We start from the raw sequence: 18,473 nt of genomic DNA on the forward strand, positions 1-18,473 counted from the left end.
ACATCCCCGACGGTTTTCAAGACCGCTGCCTTAAACCACTCAGCCACGCTTCCGTCTTGGGGTGAATAAAAAAGCCCCGAACATGTCAGAGCTGATTTATCACGATACTTCAAAAGAACTGGCGGAAGCGCAGAGATTCGAACTCTGGGGGGACTCACATCCCCGACGGTTTTCAAGACCGCTGCCTTAAACCACTCAGCCACGCTTCCGTTCTTGAAGTGGGACGCATATTAGCAAGGTTTTACCGGCTTGTCTCGTCTTTTTTGCAAAAAAACGAAATTTTTATAGTTTCTCCAAGACGGCAAAGTTGGCCAGCGAGGCGTTGGCGGTGTGTTCCAGTGCCGGCGAGAGGCGAATGCGGTAGGTTTTGCCCTGTGCGGCCAGGCGAAACTCGCGGTTGTCGGCAAAAAACGCCTGCGGCAACACCAGAAAGCGATGCTGGTTGATCGCGGTGTTCTCGGGTGAATACACGCCTTGGAAGCTGCGATTGCCCAAGAGCGGCGTCAGCTCCACCACGATCGGGGTTTGCGACACAGTTTCAATGCCCACATGCACCTGGCCATCACCATTGCGGGTGATGCGGCGCACGATGCCCACCGCCACCGGGCTCATGCCTACGCCATCCATGCCGACGATTTCGCCCACTTGCAAGGGCTCGTCGCGTTCAGTCTGGTAAGTGGCGCCCAGGCCAGTGGCGCTTTCGTTTTCAATCGTCCAGCGTTCAACCTTGCCGCTTGCAGGCTGGCCGCGCAAATGCGTAATCACATCATCCAGCCCACGGGTGACATTGATGGATTTTTGCGTGCTACGCCGCTCGGATTTGCGTACCGGAGCCGGGGTGTCACGTGACCATAAATTGATCAGTAGCTGCATCAGATCCAGATTGGCCGGTGAGCCCGATTCTTCTGGCAGGCCCAGCTGCTGGGCGGTTTCGCCCTGATTGAGCTTTTCGATGGTTTCCTTGATATGCAAAACCAGCGTTTCGGTAAACCAGTAGCGCCAGTTTTCACCCACCATGTCGCGGCGTAGCCGTTTGGGTGGGGTGGAGCCCGCAACGTTAATTGCAAACAGCTGGCGATTGGGCTTGATCTGGGTTTCCAGATCGAGGCGGCTTGCCCAGCGATGCAGCCATTGGCTGACTAATTCGATCTGGGCTGGCTGCATTTTTTCCGGGTGCGCCAGCGCCAGCATCAGCAAAATCATGTATTCGCGGCGAATGTCGGTGATTTCGCTTTCGGGATAGGGTTGCAGCGGGGTGGTGGCAAAGCCTTGCTGTTCGGCATATAGATACAGCCGATTGATATTGCGCCAGGTGCGGCTATCGACTTCCATATAGCGCAGCAACGCCCAGCGGGCTTGCTCAACAAAATACATCAGGCCGCGCAGGGTAAAGATTTGCAGCTCTTTTTCCATGCCGCGCGGCACGCCCTGGCTAGCTTGCTTCACGCAATAGCGGTAAGCGTCACCCATGTCGTTCCAGAAGGCGAGCAGGGTCGGCAGCACTTGTTTGGGCTTGGCGCCATCATCCAAGGCTTTGCCCTGATAGATTTCTACCAGATGGTTTTGCAGCGAGCGGGCTTTTTCGTCCAGATAGGGGACCGTCTTGAAACGCTCTTTGGCGCTGATTTTGGCGTTGCCATTGAGTTGCTTCAGGGCTTTTACGATTTCGATTTGCGCTTGCAGGATGTCACTTTCCGGAAGCTCCTGCATCATGATGGTGGCGGACTTAAGATTGTGTACGCCTTCCTGCTCGCGTTTGCCAAACAGGGCACCAATCAGACTTTTGAAGTCAAACATGGTTGTTTCCTGAACTATGTCTTTTGAATATTTTGTTGTGCTGCAACGATAACTGGGCGGCCTGTCAGCGGCAAGTGCCGGCTTCGGTTTGCACCCAGAACGGCGCTGTGCGGCGTATCTTCTGTGACACAGTGCACATTTTGCCTTGATTATGGATCATTGTAATTAGAAAAAACGTTGGTGTGCGCTGTGATAAAATGGCGTATTTTCAGCCCCTTGCCGCTATCCGCGACGATGCTGGGCGCAGTATTCACTTTCCCACAGGGAACACGATTCAATGATTAGTTCTAATGGCATTACGATGCAGTTTGGCGCCAAGCCACTGTTCGAAAAAGTCTCGGTAAAATTTGGTGATGGCAACCGCTACGGTCTGATCGGTGCCAACGGTTGCGGTAAATCGACCTTTATGAAAATCCTCGGTGGCGATCTGGAGCCAAGCGCGGGCAATGTGTCGTTGGAGCCTGGCGTGCGGCTGGGTAAACTGAAACAGGATCAGTTTGCCTATGAAGATCAGCGCGTGATCGATGTGGTGATGCAAGGGCACGTTGAGCTGTGGGCCGCGATTGCCGAGCGGGATGCCATTTACGCGAATCTGGAGGCGACCGAAGACGACTATATGCGCGCGGCCGAACTGGAAGGCAAAGTGGCCGAATATGATGGCTACACCGCCGAAGCGCGCGCGGGAGCTTTGTTGTTGGGCGTGGGTATTCCGACCGAACAGCATTTTGGCCCGATGTCCGAAGTTGCCCCAGGCTGGAAGCTGCGGGTGTTGCTGGCGCAGGCGCTGTTCTCTAACCCGGACGTGCTGCTGCTCGATGAGCCAACCAATAACTTGGACATCAACACCATTCGCTGGCTGGAACACACGCTGAATGAGCGCGATTCCACCATGATTATCATCTCCCACGATCGTCACTTCTTGAATCAGGTGTGTACGCACATTGCCGACGTGGATTACGGCAATATCCAGATTTATCCGGGCAATTACGACGACTATATGCTGGCCTCTACCCAGGCCCGCGAGCGGATGTTGGCCGATAACAGCAAGGCCAAAGAGCGCGTGGCAGAGTTGCAAGCCTTTGCCCAGCGTTTTGCCGCCAATAAATCGAAAAGCCGCCAAGCCACCAGCCGCTTGAAACTGGCCGACAAGATCAAAGAAGGCATGGTGGAAGTCAAACCGTCTTCACGCCAAAACCCATATATCCGCTTTGATATGGACGACAAGCAAAAGCTGCACCGCCAAGCTTTCGAGCTGGCCGGTTTGTCCAAATCATTTGATAAGCCGCTGATTCAAAGCCTGGACTTCATCTTTGAAGCCGGCCAGAAACTGGCGGTTATCGGTGGTAATGGGGTGGGTAAATCAACGCTGATGAAAATGCTGGTAGGCGTATTGCCACCCGATGCTGGTAGCGTGAAATGGGCCGAAAAAGCCGAGCCGGGTTATTTCGCGCAGGATCACGAAGAAGATTTCGCCGAAGACATCACCTTGTTTGACTGGATGAAGCAATGGGGCCAGCCCGGGGATGATGATCAGGTTATCCGTGGGATTCTCGGTCGCTTGCTGTTTAGCGGCGACGATGTGAAAAAATCGGTGAAAGTGCTGTCGGGTGGGGAAAAGGGCCGTATGTTGTACGGCAAACTGATCCTGCAAAAACCCAATGTACTGGTCATGGACGAGCCGACCAACCACATGGATATGGAATCGATCGAGTCGCTGAATATGGCGCTGGAACTCTATAAAGGCACGCTGATCTTCGTTTCACACGACCGGCAGTTTGTATCATCACTGGCCACGCAGATTCTGGAGCTCAATGGCGACGGCAGCTACACGCATTTCTTGGGCGGCTACGAAGACTATCTGGCGAGCCGCGGTTTGGAATAAACCCAACAGCAGCTTTAAGCGCAAAACCCGGTGCAAGCCGGGTTTTTTATTGCCCGCGGTAGGTAAATTGCAGGCTGGGTTGCGTAGCGAGATAAGAAAAAACCGAGCCTAAGCTCGGTTTTTCGTGGGGTATTGCCTGCTAAGCTATATATAGATTGCCTTGGCGGGCGATACTGTCGCTAGTATCTTATTTGCGACGGAAGTGACCACCTGCTGGTGGGCCACCACGCTCGTCTTTGTGACGGAAAGTGACGCGGCCTTTGGTCAGATCGTAGGGCGACATTTCCACGGTCACACGGTCACCAGCGATAATACGGATATGATTCTGGCGGATCTTGCCGGAAGCATAGGCGGTGATCTCAATGCCATTGGTTAGGGTCACGCGGAAGCGGGTGTCCGGGTAAACCTCGGCCACAACACCTTCCATCTCTACTACATCTTCTTTTGACATGCTTTATTCCAGTAAGGCTGACGCCGATCTGTTTGAGCGCCATTTTTTCAAAATAAGGGCGAACTATACAGGTTTTTGCCGAAAAATGCGCCATTTTTTACGATGTACGGCGCGTAACCATATGTATTTAAGCTTGATTCGCCACAGTTCTCATCAGTAAGCTTCTGCTTTTGCCGTTTGCAGGATCATCGTCATGTTGGCTCGCCTTTTGCCACTCTCTGCCAGCGTGTTGCTGGCCGCTTGTGCGACTACTTCGCCCCAGCCCGCCGCCAGTGTGGCGCCCAGCCCGACCCCGGCGCTGACTACCCCAAGCCCAATCCCGACGCCAACGGCGAGTCCAAGCCCCAGCCCTAGTCCGCTGATGAGTGCCACCCCCGCGCCCACCGTAAAACCTACCCCTAAGCCCGGTTTAAGCGAAACCCAAGCCCGCGCACTGCTCAATCAGCTGTTGCCGCCTAAAATCGCCGATCGGGCGGGCTGGAATGATGACATTCTGGATGCGTTTACTGCGCTGAAAGTAGCCTATACGCCAGAGAATTTCTGCGCGATGGCAGCGGTGATTGAGCAGGAATCGAGCTGGCAGGGCGATCCGGTGGTGCCGGGCTTGCCTAAAATCGTTTGGAAGGCGATTGAAGAGCGGGCCGGCAAATATCACATTCCTTTGTTGGCCGTGCAAACGGCGCTGCTCAAGCCATCACCGACGGGCCAAAGCTACAAAGCGCGGATTGATAATCTGCGCACCGAGCGGGAAATGAATGATCTCTTTGAAGATCTGGCGGCCGAAGCGCAAAGCCTGAAACTACCGCTGAATATGAAAAACCCGATCCGCACGGGTGGGCCGATGCAGGTGAGTGTGGAGTTTGCGCAGCAACACACCCAGGTGTGGCCTTATCCGTATTCGCGCAAGGGCAGTGTCCGCAGCGAAGTCTTTACCCGTCGCGGTGGGGTGTATTTCGGTGCAGCCATTCTGCTGCAATACCCGGCGCCCTATACTGAGATGGTGTATCGCTTCGCCGATTTTAATGCCGGTCGCTACGCCAGTCGCAATGCGGCATTCCAAGCCGTAGTCGGCAAGCTTAGTGGCCGTGAATTGGTCTTGGATGGGGATTTACTCACCTATCGCGATGGCAATCCGGTCGGCACCAGTAGCACTCAGTCGGCCTTGTATAGCTTGGCTGGCGCGCTGGGGCTCAGCCGCGCGGAGATTGATCGCGATCTGAAGCAGGAAAAACTGCTGGGTCTGAGCAATAGCCCTTTGTATCAACGGGTGTACGCGCTGGCGGAAAAAAATGGCCAGAAATATCCACGCGCCAGCATGCCGCAGATCGACCTGAAAAGCCCGAAAATCACCCGCAAACTCACGACGGAATGGTTTGCTAATCGGGTGAACTGGCGGTATGGCCTGTGCCTGGAGCGCTTGAAGTAAACCGTCGCCTGCGCAGCTGGGTAGCTGCGTTTGCGCTGCTTGGCCCCCTTATTTATAATTTGGATAAATTATTTCCAATTTATAGAAGGCCTTGAAATGAAGTTTACCCTCCGCCAGTTGGAAGTGTTTGTCGCTGTAGGGCAGGGCGAGAGTGTGTCGCGGGCTGCCGAGCAACTGAAACTCTCGCAATCGGCGACCAGCACCGCGCTGGCCGAGTTGGAACGGCAGTATGAAATCCGCCTGTTTGATCGCGTGGGTAAACGCTTGCAGCTCAATGAACTGGGTGCACAACTGCTACCACGTGCGATCGAGCTCTTGGATCGCGCGCAGAGTGTGGATGCCATGCTGGCGGGGCAAGTGGGCCTGGGGCCTTTGCGCGTGGGCGCTTCGCTCACCATTGGCAATTACCTGGCGACCTTGCTGATTGGGGATTTTATGCGCCAGCACCCCGGGAGCCGGGTCAGCTTGGCGGTACACAACACCGCCACTATCGTGCAGCAAGTGGCGCATTTCGAGCTGGATTTGGGCTTGATTGAGGGCGATTGCCAGCATCCGGATTTGCTGGTGACCCCGTGGGTGCCAGATGAGTTGGTGGTCTTTGCTGCGCCCGAGCATCCGCTGGCCCAGCAAGCGCAGGTGAGTTTTGAAGATCTGGTGGGCGCGGCCTGGATTGTGCGCGAGCCTGGTTCCGGTACACGGCAGACGTTTGAATTTGCCATGCGCCATGCGCTTTCTCGGCTGGATATCCGGCTGGAACTCGAACATACCGAAGCGATCAAGCGTGCGGTTGAGTCGGGTTTGGGGATTGGGTGTATTTCCCGCCTAGCGCTAAAAGATGCTTTCCGCCGGGGGAGCTTGGTGCCACTGGCGGTGGAGGGTCTCGACTTAGCGCGGCGTTTTCACTTTGTGGCGCATAAGCAGAAATATCAAACCCCGAGCATGGCCGCGTTTATGGCGCTGTGCCAGCAATTTACGGCGAATGCGCACAGCACCGACGAAATCCAAATGCCGCACATTCGCTAGGGTATTGCCCTGTAATGCTTGTATTTATGTCATTTTGAGGCAATACATGGCTAGGTATGTCGCATTGCTCATAAACAAAAACCCGCTAGTTGGCGGGTTTTTGTTTGGCTGTGCTGCGGCTTAATGAATGCCGCCGCTTTGCTGATAGCGACGTTCAAGGTGATTGACCCCAGCGGCCAGCAGCAAAGTCATAATCAGATACAGGAAGGAAATCGTTAGATACGGTTCCCAATAGCGTGAATATGCCCCGGCGACAGTACGCGCGGCGTAGGCGAGCTCGGCCAGGCCAATGGCCGAGACCAGCGAGCTGTCTTTCAGCAGCATGATCGCCTCGTTGCCCAGCGGTGGCAGCATGCGGCGGAAGGCTTGTGGCACGATGATAAAGCGCATCGTTTGGCCGTAGGTCATCCCCAGCGAGCGGGCCGCTTCAAATTGGCCTTTGGCAATCGATTGAATACCCGCACGGAAAATCTCGGTGATGTAGGCGCCGGCATTCAGTGTGAGGGCCACCAAGCCAGAGAGAAAGGCGCCATAGTCCTGACGCAAAGTGCTGGCGAGTTCGCCTTGTAGCAGCAGGCCGCTATCGGGATGTACCAGTACCGGCATCACCGCAAAATGCGTGAGCAAAATCTGCACAAACAGCGGCGTGCCACGGAAAAAAGTGACATACGCGGCCGCTGGCCAGCGCAGCAGAAACTTCACCGGGTATTTCCACGGGCCGTGCTTCACCTCCGCCAGGCGTGCCATGCCGGCAAATAGCCCGATCAGGGTGCCGAGCACCACGGCCACAAGGGTGATCCCCAGCGTCATTTTGACGCCATCGATGAACAGGTCGCGGTATTCCCAGACCATCTGCAGCTGGAAATGCTGCAACAGCGGTACGGTGTGTTGTACCTGTTCCCAAAATTGAATGAAGTCCATAGTCTTACCAATTACGCGCGAACAGAGACGACAAAGCACAACCGAAGTTGCGCTTTGTCGGGCTGGCGCTGAGCCGTGGGCTAAACCAGCGGCTTATTTGCCGAAGTATTGCTTGTAGATTTTGTCGTAAGTGCCGTCAGCTTTGATGGCGGCCAGACCTTTGTTGATCTGCTCCAGCAAGGCTTTGTTGCCCTTTTTAACGGCAATGCCGTAGTACTCTTTGGCGAAGCTGGCATCGTCGATGGTGCGCAGTTTGCCTTTGCCATTGTTGGCAATGAAGTTAACCACTACGCCATTGTCGGCGATTACGGCATCAACACCACCGCTTTGCAGCTCTTGAATAGCCAGCGGAGTTGATTCAAAGCGTTTGATGTTCGGGCTGGTTTTGCCGAGCAGCTTTTGGGCTGCTTCATCACCAGTTGTGCCAGTCTGAACACCGATCTTTTTGCCTTTCAGATCAGCCAGTTTGTTGATTTTGCTGCTGTTGTTGACCGCAATCAGCTGCTTGGCTTCGAAGTAGGGCTCCGAAAAATCCATAGTCTGTTTGCGTTCAGGGGTGATGGTTACTGCAGAGATGACAATGTCGCGGTCGCCGTTGTTCAGCGAAGCAAAAATGCCTTCCCAAGGGGTGTTGATAAATTTCACCTGAAAACCGCCTTTGGCGGCAATGGCTTTCAGTACTTCGATATCAAAGCCGACGATCTCTTTTTTCTCGTTTTGCGATTCAAAAGGAGCGTATGCAGCATCGGTGCCCACTTGGTAAGTTTTGGCTGCTTGAGCTGAGGTGTTGAACATCAGACCGGCGAGTAAAGCCGTGGCTAGAAAAGTAAAACTTTTGCGCATTGTTGTCGTCTCCTGCAGGTCGAAAAAAGGGGCAGGAAGGCACACACGAGGTTTGCCAATCTCTGCCCCGATGCTAGTAAGGTTTGCCGAATCCGATAATCAGGTGTTTCCCTATTTCGTCGGCAGACTTGCCCAGCATTTTACGCTGAGAAGTCGCTCAGGCAATTAATTCTTCCAGCCCGCTCGACAACTCGTCGATTTCAATCAGTTTTTCTTGCAACTCGGCAGGGTTTAGCCCGGCAATCGCAAGGCTATCAGCCGGCAGGGCCGCCGCGATTTCTTCTTGGCTAGCATCATTGGCCTGTTGGCGGGCAATGATTTTTGCCAAATGCAGAGTGGCGGTGAGTTTGTCGCTCGGCTCTTGCGCCGCAGGGGCGTTTTGGTATTTCAGCGCTTGCTGAATGGCTGGCGGGAAATTCCAGCGCCGCGCCAGCTCTTCGCCGACCATGACGTAATCGAAGCCAATATTATTGCCTTCGAGCGCAACACGATCAGCGCCATTTTCTACGAACTGATCGATTTTAACCGCCAGCTCGGGGGCAACGATATGAATCAGCATTTCACCAATGTTGTGAATCATGCCGGCGGTGAAAGCCACTTCGCCATTGATCTTGGCGGGTTTAGCCAGCCATTTGGCCAGCGTGGCCACTTGCAGGCTGCTGCGCCAGAATTTTTTACGATCAAAACCGGGGGTGGCAACAAAAGCACCGGTGATGCCGGATGCCACCACTAAGGTGCGCACGGTGTTAAAACCCAGTACGACCACAGCTTCCTGCACTGAGCCAATCTGGCGGCTAGCACCAAAATGGGCTGAGTTAGCCAGGCGCAGCACTTTGGCTGTGATGACTTGATCTAAAGAAATCTTTTTGGCAATCGTATCGATATCAATGTCGTCGTTGCTGAAACTATCGATTAATTCCTGCACGACTTTTGGAATGGTGGGCAGTTTATGGGTTTGCTCAAACACTTCTTCCAATTTCATGGCGACACTCCCGTGGCTTTGTTTTTATCGGCGGAAACCTGAATCCATACTAGAACACCCCCGTTTATCCTGCTAGCTCCAAAATAAAAAAACCACACCTAAAACGGTGTGGTTTTTTCGATTTGTGTTCAGTCAGGACTAGATCACAGTTTGGTTTCAACTTGCTGCAGCGGTGCCGACTCGCTGGCCGGGTTGCGGCTCGCTTGCAGATCGCTACGACGGCGGCGAACTGGCGCTGCCGGGGTTGCGATTTCTACAGGGGCGGCAGTGCTAGATTTAGTCTCAACTAATTGCAGCGGGGCGCTGGTTGCGGCGCTGGCGGTATTGGCATCGACTACATCTTTGCGGCGGCGGCGTTGCGGGGCAGCTGGCAACTCAACGTCTGTAGCAGCTGGTGCAGTTTCATTGCGGGTCGCCACTTGGACTAGACCCACAGCTTCAGGGCTGGCGACCACGAAGGCGGGAGTAGCCAAAGCAGGGGTAGCCGGTTCGGCTGGCGCTACAGTTTCTACTGTTGGCGTGCTTGGTGCGGTTTGAGCGATGATTTCAGCTACTGCGGACTCAGCCGCGGCTGTTTCGGACGTTACTTCTGCTGTATCAACACTGCTCGCTGCTGCTTGGCTTGGTGTTGCAGTTGGGGCAGCTTCCGCCAGTGGGGCTGCGTCTGCAACCACAGGAGTAGCTGCGCTGGTTGGCTCGGCTACAACTACTGGTGCTGTTGGTGAGCTAGGCTCAGTCTGTACTGCGGCTGGAGCAACAACTGGCGTCGCCTCAGCTTGAGGGGCTGCGGGCGCAACTGCAGATGGGCTCACTGCTGCTGAGTCAGCAGTTTCTGCCGCACTTTCGCTATCAATACCGGCGTCCTGCGCCACTTGGCGATCACCGCGGTCGCGACGGTCGCGACGGTTGCGGCGACGACGGCCACGGCCCTCTTGTTGGCCTTCGCTATTTGCTACGGCTTCTACTTCAGGGGCGTTCACCGCTGCGGTCGTGTTGAGCAACTCTTCGCTCGCCGCCTGTTCGGTGCGCGCTTCCGGCTTTTGGCGTTGCTCGTCATTACGAGGCTGGCGTTCACCACGTGGCTGGCGTTCGCGCGGCTCACGCGCTGGCTTTTGCATATCTTCTTCAATACGCGGTTTGCTACGTTGCTGACGCTCGGCGCGTTCTTGGCGTACTTCTGTTTGTGTATTTTCGTTCCGCTCAGAACGATCTTGGCGGTCGTTGTTGCGCTCGCCGCGTTCGCGTGGCTGACGGCCTTCGCCGCGTTGCTCGTTGCGGTCACGACCATTGCGGCGCTCATTGCGGCCGCGTGGCTGGCGGGCGGGTTTGGCTTCTTCAACTGGCTTGGTTTCGGCTGGGCTGCCGGTAAACCAATTCAGAATACGTTTGAAGAGCGATGGCTGAGCCTCGGTGGTTTTTTTCTCGCTCGTGCGGCTGCTGGATGGGCGATCAGTGTGGGCTGGTGCAGGTTGCGTTGGCGTGATGCCTTTTACTGCCGCTTCCTGGCGTTTGGCTTGCTCTTCTTTGGCCTGGCCTGGCTTGTAGCCTTCTTCGGCTGGTTGTTCCACCATACGGTAAGACGGTAGCGCATCTTCAAACTGTGGCACGTCTTCCGTGCGCAGACGCTGAATCTTGTAGTTTGGCGTTTCCAGATGCATGTTCGGGATCAGCATAATCGCCACTTTCAGGCGTGCTTCAACGGCGAACAATTCGGCGCGTTTTTCATTGAGCAGGAATGTGGCGACATCGACGGGCACTTGAGCATGTAGCGCGCCGGTGTTTTCCTTCATGGCTTCTTCTTGGATGATGCGCAAAATATGCAGCGCTGAAGACTCGATGCCGCGGATAAAGCCAGTGCCATGACAGCGTGGGCAGGCAATATGGCTGGTTTCTTCGAGTGATGGTTGCAGGCGTTGGCGTGACAATTCCATCAAACCAAAGCGGCTGATTTTGCCGGTTTGGACGCGAGCACGGTCGTGGTGCAGCGCTTCACGCACGCGGTTTTCAACATCGCGCTGGTTTTTCGGGTTTTCCATGTCGATGAAGTCGATCACGATCAAACCACCGACGTCGCGCAGGCGCATTTGGCGGGCGATTTCATCCGCGGCTTCCAGATTGGTGCGCAGTGCGGTTTCTTCGATATCACCGCCACGGGTGGCTTTGGCCGAGTTCACGTCGATAGACCACAGGGCTTCAGTGCGATCAAGCACGATGGCGCCGCCAGAAGGCAGGCTAACTTCGCGAGAGTAAGCCGTTTCGATTTGATGTTCGATCTGGAAACGTGAGAACAGTGGCACGTCGTCTTGGTAGAACTTCACCTTGTGCACATTGTTTGGCATCACGTGGCCCATAAACTGCTGGGCTTGCTCGTAAATCTCGCGTTTATCGATCAGCAACTCGCCGATATCCGGTTGGAAGTAATCGCGGATAGCGCGGATAACGAGGCTGGATTCTTGATAAATCAGGAAGGCGCCATTTTGCGCTGTTGCAGCACCTTCAATGGCGCGCCACAGTTGCAGCAAATATGCCAAATCCCATTGCAGCTCTTCCGTATTGCGACCAATTGCAGCGGTGCGTGCAATCAGGCTCATGCCGTTTGGCGTTTCCAGCTGGTCCATCGCGGCACGCAATTCATTGCGCTCTTCGCCTTCGATCCGGCGAGAAACACCACCGCCACGGGGGTTGTTGGGCATCAGGACCAGATAACGGCCGGCCAAGCTGATGTAGGTGGTGAGGGCTGCGCCCTTGTTGCCGCGCTCGTCTTTTTCAACTTGCACGATCACTTGCTGACCTTCGCGCAAACTGTCTGCTACGCGGCCACGACCGCCTTCGCCTTCGGTCATGTAGGAGCGGGCGATTTCTTTAAACGGCAGGAAACCGTGCCGGTCACAGCCGTAATCCACAAAACACGCTTCCAGGCTCGGCTCGATGCGAGTGATAACGCCTTTGTAGATGTTGGATTTACGTTGTTCTTTGCCGACGGTTTCGATGTCCAGGTCAATCAGTTTCTGGCCATCGACAATCGCCACCCGCAGCTCTTCGGCTTGGGTGGCATTAAAAAGCATACGCTTCATGAGTACAGGGCTCCTGCGCGCACAACACCGCAAGAACTAGGATTTAACAGGCAGATCGAATGACGGCAGTTCGGCAACATACAAAGGCAACCTTTGCCAGGAAATGGCTAAAGGCCCAGCAAAAACGCTAGATTGGCAACTTGGTGTGTTGGCTTAGAAACTGGGTATCGGCTCCAAACAGTGATCTGTATGCTCTGTTGAGTCAGCAGTAGTTGCGCGATCAATTGGCTAACTACCGCAATAAATCCGGTGTGTGCGCTACGAAAATAAAATCCGCTACTTGGTATTGCGCGGTGAGCTTCATAACCGCGAATCAGAGGATTTTGCTGTTCAGCCCGGCATTTTCTATTGTGAGCCCCGCGCTGTTTGCCCGTGGTACGGGCCGGTGGTCAGGATAGCGCCACGGCGGGAAAGAAATCACAAAGCCAAACTGGGGCTGGATGCAGTAAAATCAACGATTCAATTTCGTTGTTGAAACCGATTTCTTGCATGCCAGACCGGCGGATTGCCGATTTTTGCTGGTGATGTAAAAGCGGTTTCAAATCTCTGCCGGGCGTACAAACTTGCGCGGAGAGAACCAGCTGCTTGTTGCAGCGTGCCATAGAGTATATGCCAAGATGTCCGACACAAGCAAAGCGTCCGTGAGCTTTATTACCGTTGATGCGGATGATGCCGGCCAACGGCTGGATAATTTTCTGCTCAAGCGCCTGAAAGGGGTGCCCAAGAGTCATGTTTATCGCATCGTGCGCTCGGGCGAAGTTCGCGTAAATAAAGGCCGGGCGGATGTAACCACTCGCGTGCAGCCCGGTGATGTGATCCGGGTGCCGCCAGTACGGGTGGCGGAGCCTGAGGTAAAGCCCGCGAGCGCAATAGCTGCCGCTGATCAGCTGCAAATCCCGGCGGTGTACGAAGACGATGCCTTGCTGGTGTTAAACAAACCCGCCGGGATCGCCGTGCACGGCGGCTCAGGTTTGAGTTTTGGCGTGATTGAGCTCTTGCGCGCCCAGCGCCCGCAAGCGAAGTTCATGGAGCTGGTGCACCGCCTGGATCGGGATACCTCGGGTTTGTTGCTGGTGGCCAAAAAGCGCAGCGCCTTAGTGAAAATGCATGAAGTGCTGCGGGATAGCCACGGGATTGATAAACGCTATCTGGCTCTGGTGGAGGGGGTGTGGCCGCATACCCGCTGCCACGTCAAAATGAAACTCCTGAAATATGAAACGCCCGACGGCGAGCGGCGGGTAAAAGTGCATGCCGATGGTTTGTCGTCCCACACCATTGTGAACCGCAAACAAGCCTGGGCGAGTGCTTCTTTGCTGGAATGCGAGCTTAAAACCGGCCGCACGCATCAAATTCGGGTGCATCTGTCGGCCAGTGGCCATGCCATTCTGGGTGATGACAAGTATGGCGATGCTGCGGTGAATAAAGCGCTGCCAAAGCAAGGTTTGCGGCGGATGTTTTTGCATGCCTGGCGCTTAAGCCTTAAACACCCACTCAGCAATGAGCCCCTGACGCTGGAAGCCCCGCTGCCGGATGAATTGCAGCATTACCTCGATACACTTGAGCAAACAAGCAAGAAGGAAGCCTGATGAACGCGCGATTTGAACTGCTGGTGTTTGACTGGGATGGCACTTTAATGGATAGCACCGGCATGATTGCCCGCTCGATCCAGCGCGCTTTTGCCGATGTGGGTTTGCCCGTGCCGGAGGATCGTGAGGCGCGATATGTGATTGGTTACGGCTTGACCGAGGCCATGAGCCATTTGGCGCCGCAGGCAAGTGAAGCCCAGATCCGTGCGGTGGTGGATGCTTACCGCCAGCATTTCTTGGCTAAAGACCAAGAGCTGCAGCTGTATCGGGGGGTGGAAACCGGGCTAGCGCGCCTGCAACAGGCGGGTTATCGGATGGCGGTGGCTACTGGTAAATCCCGGGCTGGCCTCGATCGCGTATTGCGCGCCACGGGCCTTGGGGCGTTTTTTGAGGTGACGCGCACCGCCGATGAGGCGTTTTCTAAGCCGCATCCTGCGATGCTGGAATATATTCTCGACTTTACCGCAGTGAGCCCAACGCGGACGTTGATGATTGGCGATACCACTCATGACCTGCAGCTGGCCATTAATGCCGGTACCGCGAGTGTGGGCTTAAGCTATGGCGCCCATGCGGCCGATGAATTGCAAGCACTGGCGCCGTTGGCAATGTTTGACGATTTTCCTGCCTTGGTCGACTGGATACTGTCCGATGCGTAAGATCTGTGCTGCGGCTGAGCTTGTCGAACGCGGCTTGGCGGTGCGCTTTAGTGTGACTCGCGCGGGTCGGCCTCGCGCGGCGTTGGCGATTCGCTATAGCGGGCAGGTGTTTGGCTATCTGAATGAATGCGCGCATGTGCCAATTGAGCTCGATTTCAATCCGGGTGATGTGTTTGATTTATCACGCGAGTATTTAATTTGTTCGACGCATGGCGCCTACTATCAGCCGGATAGTGGGGTATGTGTCGGTGGCCCTTGTGCGGGTAGGCGTTTGCAAGCAATACCCCTGGTTGAACAAGATGGGGCCATTTGGTTGTCTGAGGAAAATGAAGCATGAGTGATTCACTAGAGCGCGATGCGCTGAAAGAAATTCTAACTGCATCAATCAATGAACATCGCCGCAGCCGCCGCTGGGGGATTTTCTTCAAACTGCTGACCTTTAGTTATTTATTCTTATTCCTCGCGCTAGTGATGGGCTGGATTGGGCCCAAGCAAAGCGAAAGTGCCTCAACTGGCCCGCATACGGCCGTGGTCGACCTCAACGGCATGATTGCCGCGGATACCGATGCCAGCAGCGCCATGGTTTTGAGTGGCCTGAAAGCCGCGTTTGAAGATAGCAATACCAAAGCCGTAGTGCTCCGCGCCAATAGCCCGGGCGGTAGCCCGGTGCAGGCCGGCATGATGTACGACGAAATTCGCCGGCTGAAAAAAGCCCATGCGCAGATCCCGTTTTATGTGGTGATCGAAGATGTGTGCGCTTCTGGTTGTTACTATGCCGCGGTGGCTGCCGACAAAATCTATGCCGATAAAGCCTCGATGGTCGGCTCGATCGGGGTCTTGATGGATGGTTTTGGCTTTACTGGGGCAATGGAAAAACTGGGCGTTGAGCGTCGGTTGATGACGGCTGGCGAAAACAAAGGTTTCCTCGATCCATTCTCGCCACAAAACGAAGCGCAAAAACAAAAAGCGCTGAATATGTTGAATGAAATTCACCAGCAATTTATCAGCGTGGTGCAGGAAGGGCGCGGCAAACGCTTGGTCAAAGATAATCCGGATCTATTCTCCGGCTTGGTTTGGTCGGGTGAAACGGCTCTCAAGCTGGGGCTGGTGGATGCGCTCGGCTCAGTTGATACGGTGGCGCGTGATGTGGTCAAAGCTGAAAATGTGGTCGATTTTACGCCACAGCCATCGTATGCTGACCGTCTGGCGCGTCAATTTGGCGTGACCATGGCCAATACGCTCGGTAGCAAACTGAGCCTGCAGCTGAAATAAGGAGCCGGCACGATGGCGCGCCGCAAACGCCCGGAAGAGCACGAAAATCATGAACGCTGGCTGGTGTCCTATGCCGACTTCATTACATTACTGTTCGCCTTTTTTGTGGTGATGTACGCCATTTCGTCGGTGAATGAAGGCAAATACAAAGTGCTTTCAACCTCTTTGATTGATGCCTTCAAACAGCCCAAAACCTCGGCCGAGCTGATTCGGCTGGATAATCAGCCCGTGCCGGGGGCACCGCAAAAGCTGATCGTTATCCCCGCGCCGACTGTGCAACCCAATGCCGGTAAGTTTGAAGAGCAAACCAAGAAAATGCAGGGCATTGCGGGCGATTTGCAGCAATCACTTGGCACCCTGATTGATCAAGGCAAAGTGCGGGTTACCCAATCCAAACGCGGGATTGCGGTGGAAATCAGCGATTCGATTCTATTTGATACCGGCCGCGCCGAGCTGGCACCTGAAGCGGTGGATGCGTTGCTGGCGATTGCTGAGCGGATTAAAAACACCGACAACCTGATTCAGGTGGAGGGCCATACCGACAATCAGCCGATTCGCGGTATTTTTCCTAGTAACTGGGAGCTCTCGGCGGCGCGGGCCGCCAGCGTGGTGCGCCTGTTTGAAGCGGCCGGCGTGGCCTCGCAGCGGATGGTGGCGGTGGGCTATGCCGAGTTTCGCCCGATTGGGCCGAATGATCGGGTTGAGGGGCGGGCCCGTAATCGCCGCGTGACGCTGAATATCCTGGCTGATAATCAGGATGAAATTGCTGTCATTGCGCAATAAACCACAACGGCACGGGGGAGTGACTTGCGACTACAACAAGCTGCTAACCCGGCCATCGTGGAGCGGATCACCCGCTTAGTTTATCGCAGCGCCGTTCCTGGCCAGGTGATCTGTATCCTGACCGCCCTGGTGTTGGCTGCCGCCTATCTCTCGCAAGTTTCCCTGCAATTTCTGGCAGTTTGGTTAGCCGTAACCTGGGCCTTGGCCGGCTGGCGTTTGCATACTGCCTATGGTTATCTGCGGGCCCAACAGGCGGGCCTGGTGGATTATGCTGCTTGGAGTGCGCGCTTTGAGCGGGGTGTGAACCTCACCGCGCTGATCTGGGGCGCGGGTGGTTATTTCTTTATGCAAAATGGCTCGGATATGCATCGGCTGTTTACTGCCTTTGTCTTGTCGGGGCTGGTCTCCGGTGCCGTCCCGATCTTGGGGGCGCATTATCGGGCACTGCGCAACTTTGCCATTATTATTTTGTTACCCATTTTGTTTTCCGCCTTAATCGGCAAAGGCCCATTTGACGGCGTTTTGGCCGCCATGTGCTTGATGTATCTGGTGGTGGTGGTGAAAGGGGTGCGGCATTACAACGATGCGATTGTGGAGAGTATCGAACTTGAGCTGGAGCAGAAGCAGTTAGTGCAACAGCTGGAGCAGGCGCGCAACAGCGCCGAGGCGGCCAGTAAAGCCAAAACTGAATTCATTGCCAATGTCTCCCACGAAATCCGCACCCCAATGAATGGCATCGTGGGGATGGCCCATGTGATGGAGCATTCTGGCTTAAATCCGGCTCAGCGGCAGGATTTAAGCGTGATTCAAGCTTCGGCTGAATTACTGCTGGCCTTGGTGAATGATGTACTCGATTTATCCAAGATTGAGGCTGGCCAGCTCGATCTCAGCGCTAAACCATTTTCTTTGAATACTACGCTGCAGCGCACTGTGCAGATGTTTGCCGAAGTTAGCCGTGAAAAGCACGTTGATTTGCAGCTACAGTTGCCGGCCAACACCGATGTCATTGTGCAAGGCGATCAATTGCGACTGCAGCAAGTTTTGGTCAATCTGCTGGGTAATGCGGTCAAATTTACCCATCAGGGGCAAATTTGTGTGCGGGTGGCGCAACAGGGCGAGCAATGGTGCTTTGAAGTTAGCGATACCGGCATCGGTATCGCTAGAGATCAGCTTAGCCAGATTTTTGAAGCCTTTGTGCAAGCGGATGGTTCGCGCGCGCGCCAATATGGTGGCACCGGGCTTGGCCTCACCATTGCGCGCAAGTTGGTCAGCCATTTAGGCGGGGAATTGCAAGTTGAGTCGCAATTGGGGCAAGGCACCTGTTTTCGCTTCCAGATCCCGCTACCGGTGGTAAGTGCAACGCCCGAGGTGGTGGCGGATGCGCCCGCCAAGGCATTGCCGGCATTAAAGGTGTTGCTGGCAGAAGATAACCCTACCAACCGATTGGTGGCCACCAAGCTGCTGCAAATCGCAGGCCATCAGGTGGTGCAGGCCGAAAATGGCCAGCAGGCCATCGAACATGTACAGCGGCAAGACTTTGATCTGGTCTTGATGGATGTGCAGATGCCGTTGGTGGATGGGCTGGAGGCTACCCGACAAATTCGGCAATTGCCGCGCGGTGCACATTTGCCGATTATTGCCTTAACTGCGAATGCGCTGGAGGCTGACCGGCAAGCTTGTCTTGCCGTTGGGATGAATGCCTTTATCACCAAACCGGTGAAGCCTGAAGTTTTGCAAGACACCATGCACCGTGTGTTGCAAACGACTGTCTAGGTTT

Annotated in this window: 15 protein-coding genes and 1 tRNA gene; 9 read left to right on the forward strand and 7 right to left on the reverse strand. The window is 55.0% G+C overall.

Annotated features, from left to right (window positions below; translation table 11 throughout):
- Positions 1 to 119: 119 nt before the first annotated feature.
- Positions 120 to 209, reverse strand: a tRNA-Ser gene (locus QV747_RS16110).
- A 73-nt stretch (positions 210 to 282) separates the two neighbouring features.
- Positions 283 to 1,797 (reverse strand): hypothetical protein, encoded by a 1,515-nt coding sequence (locus tag QV747_RS16115; RefSeq protein ID WP_028449631.1) that lies wholly within the window; start codon positions 1,795 to 1,797, stop codon positions 283 to 285.
- 277 nt (positions 1,798 to 2,074) lie between these two features.
- Between QV747_RS16115 and QV747_RS16120 the strand changes: the two genes are divergently transcribed.
- A complete protein-coding gene (locus tag QV747_RS16120) occupies positions 2,075 to 3,679 on the forward strand; it encodes an ABC-F family ATPase (RefSeq protein WP_028449630.1) in 1,605 nt (534 codons plus the stop codon).
- Between the two features lie 187 nt (positions 3,680 to 3,866).
- Here QV747_RS16120 and infA read toward each other — a convergent pair whose 3' ends face one another.
- Positions 3,867 to 4,130: a translation initiation factor IF-1 gene (gene infA / locus QV747_RS16125; protein WP_028449629.1), complete on the reverse strand. Its 264-nt coding sequence runs from the start codon at positions 4,128 to 4,130 to the stop codon at positions 3,867 to 3,869.
- A 193-nt stretch (positions 4,131 to 4,323) separates the two neighbouring features.
- Between infA and QV747_RS16130 the strand changes: the two genes are divergently transcribed.
- Entirely contained in the window at positions 4,324 to 5,556 is a 1,233-nt protein-coding gene (locus QV747_RS16130) for a DUF1615 domain-containing protein (RefSeq protein WP_273432252.1), read from the forward strand.
- Between the two features lie 96 nt (positions 5,557 to 5,652).
- Positions 5,653 to 6,579, forward strand: a complete 927-nt coding sequence (locus QV747_RS16135; RefSeq protein ID WP_047390770.1) for a LysR family transcriptional regulator — start codon at positions 5,653 to 5,655, stop codon at positions 6,577 to 6,579.
- A 120-nt stretch (positions 6,580 to 6,699) separates the two neighbouring features.
- Here QV747_RS16135 and QV747_RS16140 read toward each other — a convergent pair whose 3' ends face one another.
- The 4 genes from QV747_RS16140 to QV747_RS16155 all read right to left on the reverse strand — a co-directional run bounded on the left by QV747_RS16140 (position 6,700) and on the right by QV747_RS16155 (position 12,399).
- Positions 6,700 to 7,500, reverse strand: a complete 801-nt coding sequence (locus QV747_RS16140; RefSeq protein ID WP_051258841.1) for an amino acid ABC transporter permease — start codon at positions 7,498 to 7,500, stop codon at positions 6,700 to 6,702.
- Positions 7,501 to 7,593: 93 nt separating this feature from the next.
- Positions 7,594 to 8,343 (reverse strand): basic amino acid ABC transporter substrate-binding protein, encoded by a 750-nt coding sequence (locus QV747_RS16145; protein ID WP_028449625.1) that lies wholly within the window; start codon positions 8,341 to 8,343, stop codon positions 7,594 to 7,596.
- A gap of 157 nt (positions 8,344 to 8,500) precedes the next feature.
- The gene (locus QV747_RS16150; protein WP_273432251.1) at positions 8,501 to 9,325 is read right to left on the reverse strand and encodes an HDOD domain-containing protein; all 825 of its coding nucleotides are present in this window, start codon (positions 9,323 to 9,325) and stop codon (positions 8,501 to 8,503) included.
- A 143-nt stretch (positions 9,326 to 9,468) separates the two neighbouring features.
- The gene (locus QV747_RS16155; protein WP_273432250.1) at positions 9,469 to 12,399 is read right to left on the reverse strand and encodes an Rne/Rng family ribonuclease; all 2,931 of its coding nucleotides are present in this window, start codon (positions 12,397 to 12,399) and stop codon (positions 9,469 to 9,471) included.
- A 617-nt stretch (positions 12,400 to 13,016) separates the two neighbouring features.
- On the opposite strand from QV747_RS16155, the gene QV747_RS16160 reads away from it, so the two are divergent.
- The 6 genes from QV747_RS16160 to QV747_RS16185 are packed head-to-tail and all read left to right on the forward strand — an operon-like array spanning position 13,017 to position 18,469.
- Positions 13,017 to 13,985, forward strand: a complete 969-nt coding sequence (locus QV747_RS16160) for an RluA family pseudouridine synthase (protein ID WP_273432248.1) — start codon at positions 13,017 to 13,019, stop codon at positions 13,983 to 13,985.
- Entirely contained in the window at positions 13,985 to 14,641 is a 657-nt protein-coding gene (locus tag QV747_RS16165; protein WP_273432246.1) for an HAD-IIIA family hydrolase, read from the forward strand. The genes QV747_RS16160 and QV747_RS16165 overlap by 1 nt, the downstream gene beginning before the upstream one ends.
- A complete protein-coding gene (locus QV747_RS16170; RefSeq protein WP_273432244.1) occupies positions 14,634 to 14,978 on the forward strand; it encodes a Rieske 2Fe-2S domain-containing protein in 345 nt (114 codons plus the stop codon). Before QV747_RS16165 ends, QV747_RS16170 begins: the two co-directional genes overlap by 8 nt.
- A complete protein-coding gene (locus tag QV747_RS16175) occupies positions 14,975 to 15,913 on the forward strand; it encodes a S49 family peptidase (protein WP_273432243.1) in 939 nt (312 codons plus the stop codon). The genes QV747_RS16170 and QV747_RS16175 overlap by 4 nt, the downstream gene beginning before the upstream one ends.
- A gap of 12 nt (positions 15,914 to 15,925) precedes the next feature.
- On the forward strand, positions 15,926 to 16,696 hold the full coding sequence (motD, locus tag QV747_RS16180) for a flagellar motor protein MotD (protein ID WP_273432241.1): 771 nt from the start codon (positions 15,926 to 15,928) through the stop codon (positions 16,694 to 16,696).
- Between the two features lie 24 nt (positions 16,697 to 16,720).
- Positions 16,721 to 18,469 carry an ATP-binding protein gene (locus QV747_RS16185; RefSeq protein WP_273432239.1) on the forward strand — a complete coding sequence of 583 codons (1,749 nt, stop codon included), beginning with the start codon at positions 16,721 to 16,723 and terminating at the stop codon, positions 18,467 to 18,469.
- The last annotated feature ends 4 nt before the right edge of the window (positions 18,470 to 18,473 follow it).

It is taken from the genome of uncultured Chitinibacter sp., assembly GCF_945957625.1.
GTDB classification, from domain to species: Bacteria; Pseudomonadota; Gammaproteobacteria; order Burkholderiales; family Chitinibacteraceae; genus Chitinibacter; species Chitinibacter tainanensis.

Bases quoted from the DNA above. Each gene is read 5' to 3' on its own strand.
- QV747_RS16115 (WP_028449631.1), bottom strand. From the start codon at position 1,797: ATGTTTGACTTCAAAAGTCTGATTGGTGCCCTGTTTGGCAAACGCGAG.
- QV747_RS16120 (WP_028449630.1), top strand. From the start codon at position 2,075: ATGATTAGTTCTAATGGCATTACGATGCAGTTTGGCGCCAAGCCACTG.
- infA (WP_028449629.1), bottom strand. From the start codon at position 4,130: ATGTCAAAAGAAGATGTAGTAGAGATGGAAGGTGTTGTGGCCGAGGTT.
- QV747_RS16130 (WP_273432252.1), top strand. From the start codon at position 4,324: ATGTTGGCTCGCCTTTTGCCACTCTCTGCCAGCGTGTTGCTGGCCGCT.
- QV747_RS16135 (WP_047390770.1), top strand. From the start codon at position 5,653: ATGAAGTTTACCCTCCGCCAGTTGGAAGTGTTTGTCGCTGTAGGGCAG.
- QV747_RS16140 (WP_051258841.1), bottom strand. From the start codon at position 7,500: ATGGACTTCATTCAATTTTGGGAACAGGTACAACACACCGTACCGCTG.
- QV747_RS16145 (WP_028449625.1), bottom strand. From the start codon at position 8,343: ATGCGCAAAAGTTTTACTTTTCTAGCCACGGCTTTACTCGCCGGTCTG.
- QV747_RS16150 (WP_273432251.1), bottom strand. From the start codon at position 9,325: ATGAAATTGGAAGAAGTGTTTGAGCAAACCCATAAACTGCCCACCATT.
- QV747_RS16155 (WP_273432250.1), bottom strand. From the start codon at position 12,399: ATGAAGCGTATGCTTTTTAATGCCACCCAAGCCGAAGAGCTGCGGGTG.
- QV747_RS16160 (WP_273432248.1), top strand. From the start codon at position 13,017: ATGTCCGACACAAGCAAAGCGTCCGTGAGCTTTATTACCGTTGATGCG.
- QV747_RS16165 (WP_273432246.1), top strand. From the start codon at position 13,985: ATGAACGCGCGATTTGAACTGCTGGTGTTTGACTGGGATGGCACTTTA.
- QV747_RS16170 (WP_273432244.1), top strand. From the start codon at position 14,634: ATGCGTAAGATCTGTGCTGCGGCTGAGCTTGTCGAACGCGGCTTGGCG.
- QV747_RS16175 (WP_273432243.1), top strand. From the start codon at position 14,975: ATGAGTGATTCACTAGAGCGCGATGCGCTGAAAGAAATTCTAACTGCA.
- motD (WP_273432241.1), top strand. From the start codon at position 15,926: ATGGCGCGCCGCAAACGCCCGGAAGAGCACGAAAATCATGAACGCTGG.